Below are 13,793 nucleotides of genomic sequence, written 5' to 3' on the forward strand. Positions count from 1 at the left end.
AGGTATCAACCTTCGAGAACCGCCCAGATGCGCTCGACAACGGGCCGGCGGTTCTCTTTGGAACGGTAGAGCCTGATATCGACGGAAATGTCGAAACTCGGATCGGCTGCGCGCACCAGCCCGCCGCTATCCATCTCCTGCCGCATCAGGCTTTCGGGCACCCAGGCCACACCCCAGCCGGCCATCGCCATGGCTTTCAGCCCCACCGACATGCTGCCCTCATGCACCCGCTCGAATTTGGGCAGCCGCGCGCTCAGGAGATCGCGCAATAACGGCCCGAAGAACGACGCTTTTTCATAATCCAGATAGGCGAAGGGTTTTTTCGCATCCTGCTGAAGCGCGTGCAGCGGTGAACCGTCTTTTGCGGGCGCTGAAACGGGAATGATCTTTTCCGCACCCAGCACCCGAAACTCGAAAAGCTGCGCATCGAGCAGCATCGGCACTTCGTGATGGGCATAGGTCAGCAGGAAATCGCTCTGCCCGTCCACCAGCGAATTGAGGTTTTCCTCCATGCTGCCGGAGTCGGGCCGCAGGACGGAAAACAGCGGGCCCGCCTTTTCGTTCACCCGTTTCAACCAATCGGGAAAGAAGGTGAAAGACAATGTATGCAACGCCGTCAGCCGCACGGTCTTCGCGTCCTCACCGTCTTCCTGCAACAGGGTGCGCCGTGCATGATAAAGCTGCTTCAAGGTCTCCTGCGCCACCGGCACGAACTTCACGCCCGCCTCGGTCAGCCGCGACGGATAGGACGCGCGGTCGACCAGCGTCGCGCCAACCCAGGCCTCCAACTGCTTGATACGCCGGCTGAAGGCGGATTGCGTCACATGCCGCTCATCGGCGGCCTTCGAAAAATTGAGCGTTCCGGCCAGCGCCAGGAAATCCTCGAGCCATTTGACTTCCACGGCTCACACTCCCAACAAAAAATCTTTCCGGTTATTCAGAAACGTCTTTATTAGGTGCAATGAGGCGTGAATGAAACCCTCCTGTAAGACGCAGACCTGCGACCAAATTGCCGGATCGGCCGGACGACCTATCGGCTGCGATAATATTCGATCATCCGCGCCCGGCTGGAGACCAGTTCGATCCGGTCGTTGCTGAGACGGTTGAGGCAGACCCGCTTCGTCCACGGCCCGTCAATCAGCGTGAAGAGGAAACGGCCATTGCCGAGCGCCTTCAAGGGCATGCTGCGACGCGTCGGGCCGATGCCCATCGTCAGCGACGGACCGCTGATGATAAATTCCGCGCCCTCATCCGAACGCCATGTTCCCGAAAGATCATTCGGCACCGTATGTTCTCCGACAGGCAGGAAACGGCGGGGGGCATGACCGGCCTCGCCGACAACGGCATCGCAATCTAACCTGAGACGCATCGGAGAAGATGCGGAGCGGGAAGAAACCCAGCCATCGACATCTTCATAGAGCGTGTCGTCGCCATCGATGAAGGTGGAGGTGCTGCCCTTGATTTCCAGCCACCACGGACCGCTTTCGGTCACATAAAGGCCTTCCGGCAGGCTGGCGGCCGGCTTGGGCAAAGGCAGGCCGGTCAAGGCCGCCATGCTTTCCAGCGCGATTTTGAAACCGTTGGTATCCTCGCGGTTCGAGACCACAACGAATCCCGTGCCATTTTCAGGGTCGAGCAGGAAATAGGTCTTGTAGCCCGGATGCGAACCGCCGTGACCGACGAAGCGCCTGTCTCCCAGATGCGACCAGCGCAGACCGAGGCCATATTCGCTCATCCGCCCGTCGGCGAGCGACCGCTCAGCCGAAAGCCTGCCGAGAACACCCGCAAAGCTGCCCTCGCCCCGCATCAGACCCTGCAACCAACGGGTCAGCGCATCGGCACTGCCTGCGAGGCTGCCGGATGCGGAGATATGCAGGCCGGCGGCGGAAAGCTGCCAGTTGTCTTCAGCCTTCCAGTAACCCGGCACCAGCCCGTTGACCGGATCGTTCCAGACGTCAGGCGCTTTCAGAAACACGTCGAACGGCGCAGCAATATACCGCTGCACGAAATCGTCGAAACGGAACCCATGGCGCTCCAGCGCCGCTTCCACCAGACGGTAACCGGTATTGGAATAGGACACTTCGCTGCCTGCATCGAAATTGAGCCGCGTCAGCCGGGACAGGTATTCGAGAAGCGGTCCGGCCTTCGTTTCGGTATAGACGGAAAGGCCAAGCAACGAGAGGCACTCGCGCATATCCGGCAGGCCGCCGCTCATATCCAGCGCCTGCCCAACCGTGACATCGCGCAGCGGCGATTGCAGCTCCGGCAGATGTTTGCCGAGCGGATCATCGAGACCGATCAGATCCGCATGGGCCAGAACCATCGCGCAGAAAACGTGTTTCGTGACGGAGGCATACCGCACCACGCTCTGCGGCGTGAAGGGCGCAAAAGTCGAAAGGCTCTCGACGCCGCCGGCATGGGCAAAACGAATACCGTCGAGATCGAAGCCGATCACTGCCCCGCCCGGCTCGTTGCCTGTCCATTGCGAGACGAAGGCCTCTGAAAGGGTTGACGCGGCGTTCCAGTCGAGTTGCTGTGACATTGTTCGATCTCGTCTTTCGGCTCAGTTATGGATGGACAAGCCTCGACGTTGCGGCTCGTTTCTTCTCCCCACCGGGGAGAAGGTGGCCCGAAGGGTCGGATGAGGGGGCACCGTTGCCGGATTTCGGAGAGCTTGCCCCCTCATCCCGCTGCCGCGACCTTCTCCCCTCGGGGAGAAGAAATGCGCGGTGCCCGCTCGATCAACAGGAAGACGTTCGACCCAGCCCTCAGGCCGGCTCCTCTAGCCGGATACTCAAGCTACGCAACTCTTCCGTATGCGGATGTTTCGTCCGTCCCTCGCGCAGATCACCCGCGCTCAGTTGTTCCACCATCTCGCCATTCAGCATCACGCCCACCTGCGGGCAAAGATGCGCAATGACAGCCAGATTGTGGCTCACAAGAATATAGGTGAGGTTGCGCGCCGCACGAAGGTCCTGCAACAGGTTCAGGATTTCCGCCTGCACCGAGACATCCAGCGCCGAAGTCGGCTCATCAAGGAGCAGCACCTGCGGGTCGGCGATCAGCGCCCGCGCAATCGCCACGCGCTGGCGCTGGCCACCGGAAAGCTGATGCGGGAAACGGAAACGGACCGCCTGCGGCAGCGCCACGTCGGACAAAGCCTGCTGAATGCGCTTTTCGATATTGTCCATGCCGTGCACCAGAGGCAATTCGCTGAGAATACGGTCGATGGTCTGGCGCGGATGCAGTGAGCCATAGGGGTCCTGAAACACCATCTGCACCTGCCGGAAGAATTCCGGCGTACGACGCAGAGGGGCATCCTTGCCGGCAAAGGCGATGCGGCCTTCCCAGCTTTCGTTGAGCCCGGCCATGGCGCGCAGGATGGTGGATTTGCCCGAGCCGCTTTCGCCGACGATGCCGAAGCTGCCGCCCTTCTCCACCGAAAAGGAAACGCCCTTCACTACTTCGCGGTCACCGAACTTGATACGGAGGTTTTCGACGTCGATCATTGGCTGGACCACGCTGCATCACGGTTGAGAACGGGAAGACGCTCGCGCGGATGCGTCAGCGAGGGAATGCAGTTCAGAAGTCCCTTTGTATAGGGATGTTCGGCTTTCAGCAGTTCGGAAGCCTTCAGCTCCTCCATCACCCGGCCGGAATACATGACGGCGACGCGGTCGCAGAAATGCGAAACGAGCGGCAGGTCGTGGCTGATGAGGATGAGGCCCATGCCACGCTCCGACACCAGCTCCTCGATCAGCCGCAGGATTTCCGCCTGCACCGTGGCGTCGAGCGCACTCGTCGGCTCGTCGGCGATCAGCAATTCCGGATCGGGGGCGAGCATCATGGCGATCATGACGCGCTGGCCCATGCCGCCGGAAACCTCATGCGCATAGGAAGAGGCGACCTGACGCGGATTGCGGATTTTCACCTGATCGAGCAGGGCGATGGCCGCTTCCATGGCGGCACGCTTGCTGCCGCCCTTGTGGGTGCGCCAGGCTTCAGCCACCTGCGCGCCGATGGTCTTTACCGGGTTCAGCGAATATTTCGGGTCCTGCAGGATGAAGCCCGCCCGCTTGCCGCGGATCTGGCGCATCTGCCTTTCGCTGGCGGACAACACGTCGATGCCGTCGAATGCGAGCTTGTCGGCGCGGATATCGGCATTGGAGGGCAGAAGCTTCATCAGCGCACGCGCCGTCAGGCTCTTGCCCGAACCGGACTCGCCGACGATGCCAAGCTTCTCAGTGCCGAGCTTCATGGACACACCGCGCACCGCCTCGAAACGGCTGGTGCGGGTCTGGAAAGCGATCTTCAGATTTTCGATTTCGACCAGCATGGCTCAATGTCCCTTCGGGTCGAGAACGTCGCGCAGGCCATCGCCGAGGAAGTTGAAGGCGAGCGAAACGAGGAAGATGGCGATGCCGGGAATGGTGGCGACCCACCATTGTTCGAAGATGAAGCGCTTGGCCGTCGCAATCATCGCGCCCCATTCCGGCGAAGGCGGCTGCGCGCCCATGCCGAGGAAGCCGAGGCTGGCGGCGGTGATGATGATCGAGCTCATGTCGAGCGTGATGCGCACGATGAGGCTCGGCACGCAGAGTGGCGCAATGTGACGTGCAATGATGCGCCAGGCGGAAGCACCAGTCAGCCGGTAGGCTGCGACGAAGTCGCTGCCGCGCACCGTCATCGTTTCGGCGCGCGCCAGACGCGCATAAGGCGGCCATGCGGTGAGCGCGATGGCGAGAATGGCGCTTTCGACACCCGGCTTCAGCGCCGCGACGAAGGCGAGCGCCAGAATGAGACGCGGGAAGGCCAGGAACACATCCGTCACCCGCATCAACACCGTATCGACGATACCGCCGAAATAACCGGCGATACAGCCGATGGCGAGCCCGATGGGTGCCACGAGAACGACGACAGCAATGACCATGCCGAGCGTGACACGGCCGCCATAGAGAATGCGCGAGAGAATGTCGCGGCCCAGCTCATCCGTGCCGAACCAGTGTTCGGCGCTCGGAAACGCCAGGCGATTGCCGAGGTTCTGCGTCGCCGGGTCGTAGGGCGCAAGCAGCGGCGCCAGCAGCGACAGCGCAATGAAGAGAACGATGATCGTAAGCCCGATCACCGCCAGCGGGTTGGACTTGAGATTGAGCCAGATGCGATACCGGTTGCCCCAGGCAGCCTGTGTTCGCGAATGCGGCGTTTCATCCAGCGCCCAGTTTCTGAAATTAGCTAACATCATCGAACGCGAGGATCCATAACTCTGTAAAGCACGTCTGCGAGCAGGTTGAGGGCGACATAGATGAAGCCGATCAACAGGGTTGCTCCGACGACGGGGTTCATGTCCGCGTTCATGAGCGAGACGGTGAGGTATTGACCAAGGCCCGGCCAGCTGAAGACGGTTTCCGTCACCACCGCACCTTCGAGAAGGCCGGCATAGGTGAGCGCGAGAACCGTGACGAGCTGCACGGCGACCGTCGGGAAGGCGTGTCCCCAGATCACGGTCATAGCCGAAAGCCCCTTGGCGCGGGCGGTGATGACATATTCACCCTTCAGCGCGTCGATCATAAAGGCGCGCGTCATGCGGGTAATATAGGCCATGCTGAAATAGGCGAGAATGCAGACGGGCTGCACCATATGGGCGATGGCGTCGTAAAAGGCGTCCCAGTCGCCCGCAAGCAGCGTATCGACCGTCATCAGGCCGGTAACCTGCGTGATCATGCCGTCATAGATGATGTCCTGCCGGCCCGGTCCCGGCGCGACGCCAAGCGTGGCGTAAAAGACCAGCAGCGAAATCAGCGCCAGCATGAAGACAGGCACGGAGTGACCGGCGAGGCAGACGACGCGGATGACCTGATCGGTGAGCTTGCCCTGCCTCACGGCGGCCCAGACACCAAGCGGAATGCCAATCAGTGCAGCGAGGATAAGCGCTGCGGTGGCAAGCTCGAATGTGGCGGGGAAAACGCGCTTGATATCGATCCAGACCGGATTGCGGGTCAGGATCGAATTGCCGAAATCGCCATGCAGAACCTGCGAGACATAATGGAAGAACTGCACGACCAGCGGCTGGTCGAGACCCATTTCGGCCCGGACCCGCACGATGACGTCTTCAGGCGCATTATCGCCAACCGCCGCGATGACGGGATCGACCGGCATGACGCGCCCGATCATGAAGGTGATGATCATCAAACCGAACAGCGTCAGGAGGACGCTGCTCAGTATCGACGATATGCTTTTAACGCGCTTGTTCAATGTCACGCTTTCTTCGCATCGTGGTAGGAATTGCCCTCGGAGAGCACGCCGAGTTCGAAACCGGAAACGCCTTTGCGGAAGGCGGCCGTCTTCGTGGTCTGGAACATGAACACGAAGGGGCTGTTTTCCATGTGCTCGCGCTGCAGGGCTTCATAAAGCTCCACGCGCTTTGCAGGATCCTTCTCGTCACGCGCGGCTTCCGCCTTGGCGGCAAAGTCGTCGTTCTTGAAGCGCGAACGCCACAGGAAGGGCTTCGACTTGGCGTCGTCGCCATTGTCCTTGTTGATGTTGAAGACATCGGCGTTGGAATGCGGATCGAAATAATCCGTGCCCCATGCGGAGAGCGCCATCTGGTGTTCGCGGGCGCGCATCTTGGTCAGGACCTGGCGGTTTTCGGCCGATTGCAGGCGCACCTTGATGCCGATATCGGCAAGGTTTGCCTGGATAGCCTGCGCCAGATCCGGATAAGGCTGGGCGGAATAATGGTCCATGCTAATCTCGAAACCATCGGCAAGGCCGGCTTGGGCCATCAATGCCTTGGCCTTTTCGACATCGCGCTGGAATGGAATGTCGTTGACGGCGCCGGGGAAGCCCTTCGGCTCGAAACTCTGGTGGATTTCGTGCGTCAGCGGCACGATGTTTTCCTGCATGCCCTTATAATCCAGCGCCCACTTGATCGCCTGCCACACCTGCGGCTTCGCAAGGTTCACATTGCCCTGGTTGAGCGAAATCAAGACCAGCGAGGCAATGGACTTACGCTCCAGCTCGATGTTGGCGTCGTCCTTGACGGTGCGCAGCTGCTCCGACGTCAGGTCGCGGGCAATGTCGATATCGCCCTTCTGCAGCATCAGAAGCTGGGAAGACGGATCGGTAACGTGACGCAGGATGACGCGCTTGATATTGCCCTTATAGGGACCATTCGGGTTGACTGTCAGCGCGACGCTTTCGCTCGGCTTCCAGGCCTGAAGCATGAAATCGCCCGAACCGGCGCTATTCTTCTGCAGCCAGCCATTGCCGAGGTCTTCACCGGAAGCATTGGCAAGAACGGCTTTCTTTTCGACGACCGCGCCGATATTGGCGGAGAGGCAATAGAGCAGGAAGGAGATGGCGGTCGGCTTTGCCGTCGTCAGCTTTACCGTCTTGTCGTCGGCGGCAACAATGGTCGTTTCGGCGTTTTCAGGCGTGAAGCCGAACTGGCCGATGATGAAGGCCGGGCTCTTGTTCATCTTGATGGCGCGCTGCAGCGAGAACGCAACGTCTTCCGCCGTCACTTTCGCGCCGCTCGCGAACGTCGCATCGTCACCGATCACGAAGGTAAACACCTTGCTATCGGCATCGGCTTCCCAGGATTTGGCGATAACCGGATCGACCTTGGTTGAATCCTCACGGTTGGCGCGCACCAGCTTCTGATACATGTTGGAGATGATTTCACCGCCCACGGCTTCGAAACCCTCATGCGGGTCAAGGCTCGTCATATTGTCAAGCTGCTGGGCAACGACCAGAATGTCCTTCGGTGTCGCGGCAAATGCCGGAATGCGCGCATAGGACAGGAACGGAACGGCAGCGCCGGCAATCAACAGGTTGCGTCTTGAAATCATCGAAAATCCCCTTTCGGACCTTATTTTTCGGAAAATGGTGGGTTTGCCCCAATCCAGTCGTTTTTTTTATGTTTCCCGCGATTACCATGAGCCAACGAGGCACGACCAATTCCAAATTTGGCAGAGCCTATGCACGGATTGCATTTGCTCCCGGCTTGACCTTTCCTCTACCAATTCCGAAAACTCTCCCGCAGGCGCGTCCGCGCAACCCCGTTTCCGAAGGATGACCATGACCGATCTAAAAACCGTACCCGTCTTCGACGGTCACAACGATGTACTTCTGCGGTTATGGAAATCGGGCAACGCCTCCCCCGAAACACTTCTGATCGAAGGCGACACCGTCGGCCATATCGATCTGCCCCGTGCAAAAAAAGGCGGCCTCGCCGGCGGCCTCTGCGCCATGTACGTGCCGTCGCCAAGCATGGAAAAGGATGCCAACGGTGATTTCCCGACACCGGCAGAAGCCGATGCGCTGAAAGCCACGCTTGGCATGGCGGCCCTGCTGTTCCGCGCCGAGAAACAATCCAATGGTGCGCTGAAAGTCTGCCGCACGGCCGCCGATATCCGCAGCGCCATGGCCAGAGGCGCATTCGCCTCCGTCTTCCATATCGAGGGCGCGGAAGCCATCGGCGCCGATCTGGATGCGCTGTACGTTCTGCACGAGGCGGGTCTGCGCACGCTCGGACCGGTCTGGAGCCGCCCGAACATCTTCGCTTATGGCGTTCCCTTCCGTTTCCCCTCGACACCGGATATCGGCCCCGGCCTCACCGATGCAGGCAAGCGGCTGGTGAAGACCTGCAACGAGCTGAAGATCATGGTCGATCTGTCACACATGAACGAACAGGGTTTCTGGGATATCGCCAGGATTTCAGACGCACCGCTGGTGGCATCGCACTCCAACGCTTACGCAATCTGCAATCACAGCCGCAACCTGACGGATCGTCAGCTGGACGCCATCCGCGATACGGGTGGCCTCGCTGGCATCAACTTTGGTGTCTTGTTCCTGCGCCAGGACGGCGTGAAGAACCCGGATACCGACCTCAACGAACTCGTCCGCCATGTGGACTATATCGTCAACCGCATCGGGATAGACCACGTCGCACTCGGTTCGGATTTTGATGGCACCACTATTCCCGCCGCCATGAAGGATGCGGGCGACCTGCCGTTGCTGGTCGAAGCCCTGCGCAAGGGTGGTTATGACGATGAGGCACTGGCCAAAATCTGCCACGGCAACTGGATTGGCGTATTGGAAAGAACCTGGGGCGCTTAACGCTTCCAGTTTTGCACTCCGGCGCTATGCGCCGGAGGTCTAGAGCGGCGAGGTCTCAGACCTTGGCCGCTTTTTTCTTGCCCGTGGCACGAAACGCAAAAAGTCCGGCAATAAGACCGATCAGCGCCCATTTCATCGGCAGTACGTCTGCTGTCTCGCTGCGGATCGGCCGCACCGTCACGGTACCCGGACGCGATTCATAGCCCGTCTGACCTTTCGCCTGCGCCTCGGCGATCTGTTGTGGCGAAACCACCCACTCGGCCCCACGCATCTTATCAAACGTCATGTAACCGCCTCCCGCCACGAGGGCGACGACGAGCGCGATCGCTATTCTAGTCGGCATGTTCATATGCATCTCCTTCCATCGAAAGGAGCGTGTAGTTGCATTAAATGCCACCACCAAGCAACCGCCGCGTTTAATTTATTGATGTTTTAGCAGGAGACGATACTTCCACATTTTCAAGTTGCATTCCGGCTGTTAAATTTGTCAAAATCTGGCGACAACCTGCACAAACTTCACATCGACACGTCACGCAATTCTGCTAAGCAAATTTCCTCAACCGAAACGAATTAGCGACACAATCCTGTGGTTCGCCAACCAACGGGACCGGCGCTGGAAAAAGTAGATGGCAGACAAGAGCGAAGTTATAGAGACGGATATTACAGAATCCCCGGTTGAAAGCTTTTTCGCCAGAAACCGGCCCTATCTGACGGCCATTGCCATAACGCTCATCTTCGTGATGATGACGTTTGCGATTTACCGTCTCACATCGGAAGTGCGATATGACGACGTGATAGCCGCTCTTCTTGGCACGTCGTTTTCCGCCGTCCTGCTGGCAATCGTCTTTACCGCACTAAGCTTCCTCGCACTGATCTTCTACGATGCGAATGCCATCGAATATGTCGGCAAGAAAGTCCGTTTTCCATCGATGGCGGTCACGGCCTTCGCGGCCTATGCCATCGGCAATACGGCCGGCTTCGGTCCGCTGAGCGGCGGCGCCATCCGCTTTCGCGCCTATTCCCGACTCGGTCTTTCGCCGGGTGATATCGCCCGTGTCATCGCTTTCGTCACGCTTTCTTTCGGCCTCGGGCTGCTCTCGGTCAGCGCGATCTCCACCTTCATCGTCGCGCCGCGCATCGCCTCGATTATCAACGTCGATCCCGCCGTTCTGCGTGGCGTTTCGCTCGCGATCATCGCCGTGCTCGTGACCACGGCCTATATCGGACGCAACGGCAAGGTCATCAAGCTCGGAAAGTGGCGGCTGCGCCTGCCCGATAGCCGAACCTGGTCACAGCAGTTTCTTGTCTCCGCGTTCGACATCGCCGCTTCAGCCTCCGTGCTCTATGTGCTTTTGCCGGAAACCCATCTCGGTTGGCCGACCTTCTTCGCCATTTACGCCACGGCCGTCGGTCTCGGCGTTCTCAGCCATGTGCCCGCAGGCCTCGGTGTTTTCGAAACCGTCATGGTGGCGGGGCTCGGCAATGCAATCAGCGTCGATCAGCTGCTCGGAAGCCTCGTTCTTTACCGCGTCATCTACCATGTGCTGCCGCTGGTGGTCGCGATTCTGGTCATGATCGTTTCCGAGACGAAACAGTTCGCGGCCAAACCCGTTGTGTCGGATATCAGCCAGCTTGCCGTCAGGCTCGCTCCACCGCTGCTTTCCACCTTCGCCCTCATCCTCGGCACCATGCTGATCTTTTCGAGCGTGACGCCGACGCCGGACAGCAATCTCGATTTCCTCTCGAATTTCGTGCCATTGCCCATCATCGAAGGCGCACACTTCCTGACGAGCATTCTCGGCCTCGGCCTTGTCGTCGCCTCCCGCGGCCTCGGGCAGAGACTGGACGGCGCGTGGTGGATCGCACTCGTTGCGGCCTCCCTCGCCCTTATCCTCTCCATCCTCAAGGCCATCGCTGTCTTTGAAGCGATCTTCCTCGGCCTCTTCATCGTGGCACTCGCCTTCAACATGCGTAGCTTCAACCGTCACGCCTCACTGGTAAAACAGGCGCTCGGTCCGAGCTGGATCGCCGCGATGATGGTGATCATTGCGGGCGCGGCAACCATTCTGCTCTTCGTCTACCGCGATACGGATTACAGCCACACGCTGTGGTGGGAATTCGAGTTTTCGGAAGAAGCGCCGCGCGGCTTGCGCGCCCTTCTCGGCCTCGTCCTTGCCTCTTCCACCATTGCCATTTTCAGCCTTATGCGCCCCGTCCGTTTCCGCCCGGATGCCGTCGAGGCGGACGATATTGCCAAGGCGACGGAGATCGTCATGACGCAGGACGCCGCGGACGCCAATCTGGTGCGCATGGGCGACAAGCATGTAATGTTTTCGGAAACCGGCAATGCCTTCATCATGTATGGCATTCAAGGCCGCTCGTGGATCGCCTTTGCCGATCCTGTCGGTGACGAGGAGGATTTCCCCGATCTCGTCTGGCAATTCGTGGAATCTGCCCGCGGAGCCGGTGCCCGTGCGGCCTTCTATCAAATATCGCCCTCGCTTCTGTCCCATTGTGCCGATGCGGGCCTGCGCGCCTTCAAGCTTGGGGAGCTCGCCCTTGTCGATCTCACCACGTTCGAGCTTAAAGGCGGCAAGCTCGCGACGCTTCGCCAGTCTCTGAGCCGTGGTGCGCGCGACGGACTGAGCTTCGAATTGATCGAAAAGGCCGATGTTCCAGCCGTTCTCGATGATCTGAAGCAGGTCTCGGACGGTTGGCTCGAGCATCACAATACCCGCGAAAAACGCTTCTCGCTCGGTGCTTTCGAACCCGCCTACATTCTTTCCCAGCCGGTCGCGGTCTTGCGCAAGGACGGCAATATCACCGCTTTCGCCAATCTCATGGTGACGGACACCAAAAAGGAAGCGACCATCGATCTCATGCGGTTTGCGCCCGACGCGCCGCGCGGCGCGATGGACTTCCTGTTCGTCAGCATCATGCAGCATCTCAAGGAAACGGGCTACCAGAGCTTCAACCTCGGCATGGCCCCGATGTCCGGCATGTCGAAGCGTGATGCCGCACCCGTCTGGGACCGTATCGGCAGCACGCTGTTCGAACACGGCGAACGTTTCTACAACTTCAAGGGACTTCGCGCCTTCAAGGCAAAGTTCCACCCGAAATGGGAACCGCGTTACCTTGCCGTGCAGAACGGCGCAGACGCCGCTCTGGCGCTGATGGATGCGACGGTTCTGATTAGCGGCGGCGTCAGAGGAGTGATCGGCAAATGATAAAAAGCAACCTGATGGGGGCATTCATTGCCGCCTCGACGTTACTCTCCTCGTCGGCCGCCTTTTCCCAGGATAAGCCGGCTTACGAAACGGGCATGATCCCGGCCGACCACATCATGGTGCCCGATGGGGATATTCAGGCCAGCATCTTCCTGATCTCCGATGCCAATGGCTGGACGGATGGCGACGAGACCCGCGCCAAGGCGCTCGTCGAAAAAGGCGCCGCCGTCGTCGGCATCGACTTCAAGGAATATCTGAAGGCGCTCGAGGCCGACGATGACGAGTGCATCTACATGATCTCGGACATCGAATCGCTGTCGCAGCAGATCCAGCGTACCGCCGGCACAGGCAGTTATCGCCAGCCGATCGTCACGGGCATCGGCAAGGGCGGCACGCTTGCGCTCGCCATGATCGCGCAAAGCCCGGTTTCCACCGTCCGCGAGGCCGTGGCGGTGGACCCGAAGGCGGGCCTGCCCCTGGAAAAAATTCTCTGCACCCCGGCAACCAAGGACAAGGTGGATGGTGAAACCGTCTATGGCCTCACAGATGGTCCGCTTCCGGCACCGGTCAGCGTCATCTTCACCCCTGACGCCGACCAGAAAGGGCGCGACCACGTCAATGCGCTTGTAAAACTGCATTCCGACATCGACGTCACCGACGTTACCGACAAAGCGGACGAGGTGCTGACCCAGACTCTTTCCGACAAGGTCGATGCGGCCGGAGACAGCGACAACCCGCTCGGGCTTCCAATCACCGTTCTGGAAGCGAAACCTGTGATGGACACCATGGCTGTGATCTATTCCGGCGATGGCGGCTGGCGCGACCTGGACGAGGAGGTCGGCAGCGCCCTTCAGAAACAGGGCGTGCCGGTCATCGGCGTCGATGCCCTGCGGTATTTCTGGAAGGAGAAAGAACCAAAGGAAGTGGCGAGTGATCTTGCCCGCATTATCGAGACCTATCGCAAGGAATGGAAAGTTCGCAATGTCGTGCTGATCGGTTACTCCTTCGGCGCCGACATCATTCCCGCCACCTACAACCTCCTGCCCGACCGGGTGAAATCTTCCGTTGCTCAGCTTTCGCTGCTCGGCCTTTCCAACGAAGTGGATTTCGAAATCTCCGTTCAGGGATGGCTGGGCGTGGCTGGCGAAGGCAAAGGCGGCAAGACCGTCGATGACATCGCCAAGATCGATCCCAAGCTGGTGCAATGCGTTTATGGCACCGAGGAAGAGGATGAAGACCCGTGCCCCGGCCTCAAGGCAAAGGGTGTCGAAACCATCGGCATCGAAGGCGGGCACCATTTCGACGAGGATTACGAGGCGCTTGCCAAACGCATCGTCACCTCGCTGAAAACCAGGCTGGCGAAATAATCCGCTAGTTCCCGCTGGCAGTGAAGCTTGCGGAATCGATCAAACTATTATTCAAAAGAAACCGGCCTGCGGCGAATGT

General features: G+C 59.7%; 11 protein-coding genes. 3 read left to right on the forward strand and 8 right to left on the reverse strand.

Annotation, left to right across the window (positions count from 1 at the left end):
* Nucleotides 1-5: 5 nt before the first annotated feature.
* The 7 genes from FS804_RS11805 to FS804_RS11835 form a co-directional block, all read right to left on the reverse strand.
* On the reverse strand, nt 6-902 hold the full coding sequence (locus tag FS804_RS11805) for a LysR substrate-binding domain-containing protein (protein ID WP_144576733.1): 897 nt from the start codon (nt 900-902) through the stop codon (nt 6-8).
* A gap of 128 nt (nt 903-1,030) precedes the next feature.
* Nucleotides 1,031-2,542, reverse strand: coding sequence for a serine hydrolase (locus FS804_RS11810; protein WP_144576734.1), 1,512 nt, complete (start codon nt 2,540-2,542; stop codon nt 1,031-1,033).
* A gap of 226 nt (nt 2,543-2,768) precedes the next feature.
* Nucleotides 2,769-3,509: an ABC transporter ATP-binding protein gene (locus FS804_RS11815; RefSeq protein ID WP_022556864.1), complete on the reverse strand. Its 741-nt coding sequence runs from the start codon at nt 3,507-3,509 to the stop codon at nt 2,769-2,771.
* Nucleotides 3,506-4,336 (reverse strand): ABC transporter ATP-binding protein, encoded by an 831-nt coding sequence (locus FS804_RS11820; protein ID WP_144576735.1) that lies wholly within the window; start codon nt 4,334-4,336, stop codon nt 3,506-3,508. The genes FS804_RS11815 and FS804_RS11820 overlap by 4 nt, the downstream gene beginning before the upstream one ends.
* Before the next feature lie 3 nt (nt 4,337-4,339).
* Nucleotides 4,340-5,242 (reverse strand): nickel transporter permease, encoded by a 903-nt coding sequence (nikC, locus tag FS804_RS11825; protein ID WP_004433196.1) that lies wholly within the window; start codon nt 5,240-5,242, stop codon nt 4,340-4,342.
* Nucleotides 5,239-6,252, reverse strand: coding sequence for an ABC transporter permease (locus FS804_RS11830; protein WP_186376787.1), 1,014 nt, complete (start codon nt 6,250-6,252; stop codon nt 5,239-5,241). Before FS804_RS11830 ends, nikC begins: the two co-directional genes overlap by 4 nt.
* Before the next feature lie 2 nt (nt 6,253-6,254).
* Nucleotides 6,255-7,850, reverse strand: coding sequence for an ABC transporter substrate-binding protein (locus tag FS804_RS11835; protein WP_144576737.1), 1,596 nt, complete (start codon nt 7,848-7,850; stop codon nt 6,255-6,257).
* Between the two features lie 229 nt (nt 7,851-8,079).
* On the opposite strand from FS804_RS11835, the gene FS804_RS11840 reads away from it, so the two are divergent.
* Nucleotides 8,080-9,120 (forward strand): dipeptidase, encoded by a 1,041-nt coding sequence (locus FS804_RS11840; protein ID WP_144576738.1) that lies wholly within the window; start codon nt 8,080-8,082, stop codon nt 9,118-9,120.
* A gap of 55 nt (nt 9,121-9,175) precedes the next feature.
* On the opposite strand, the gene FS804_RS11845 is transcribed toward FS804_RS11840, so the two are convergent.
* Nucleotides 9,176-9,469, reverse strand: a complete 294-nt coding sequence (locus FS804_RS11845; protein ID WP_063950295.1) for a hypothetical protein — start codon at nt 9,467-9,469, stop codon at nt 9,176-9,178.
* Between the two features lie 277 nt (nt 9,470-9,746).
* Here FS804_RS11845 and mprF point away from each other — a divergent pair, with 277 nt between their 5' ends.
* On the forward strand, nt 9,747-12,347 hold the full coding sequence (gene mprF, locus FS804_RS11850) for a bifunctional lysylphosphatidylglycerol flippase/synthetase MprF (RefSeq protein ID WP_144576739.1): 2,601 nt from the start codon (nt 9,747-9,749) through the stop codon (nt 12,345-12,347).
* A complete protein-coding gene (acvB, locus tag FS804_RS11855; protein WP_144576740.1) occupies nt 12,344-13,714 on the forward strand; it encodes a lysyl-phosphatidylglycerol hydrolase AcvB in 1,371 nt (456 codons plus the stop codon). Before mprF ends, acvB begins: the two co-directional genes overlap by 4 nt.
* Nucleotides 13,715-13,793: the final 79 nt, after the last annotated feature.

Origin of the sequence: Agrobacterium sp. DE0009 (genome assembly GCF_007680755.1) — a bacterium.
Taxonomy (GTDB): Bacteria; Pseudomonadota; Alphaproteobacteria; order Rhizobiales; family Rhizobiaceae; genus Agrobacterium; species Agrobacterium tumefaciens_B.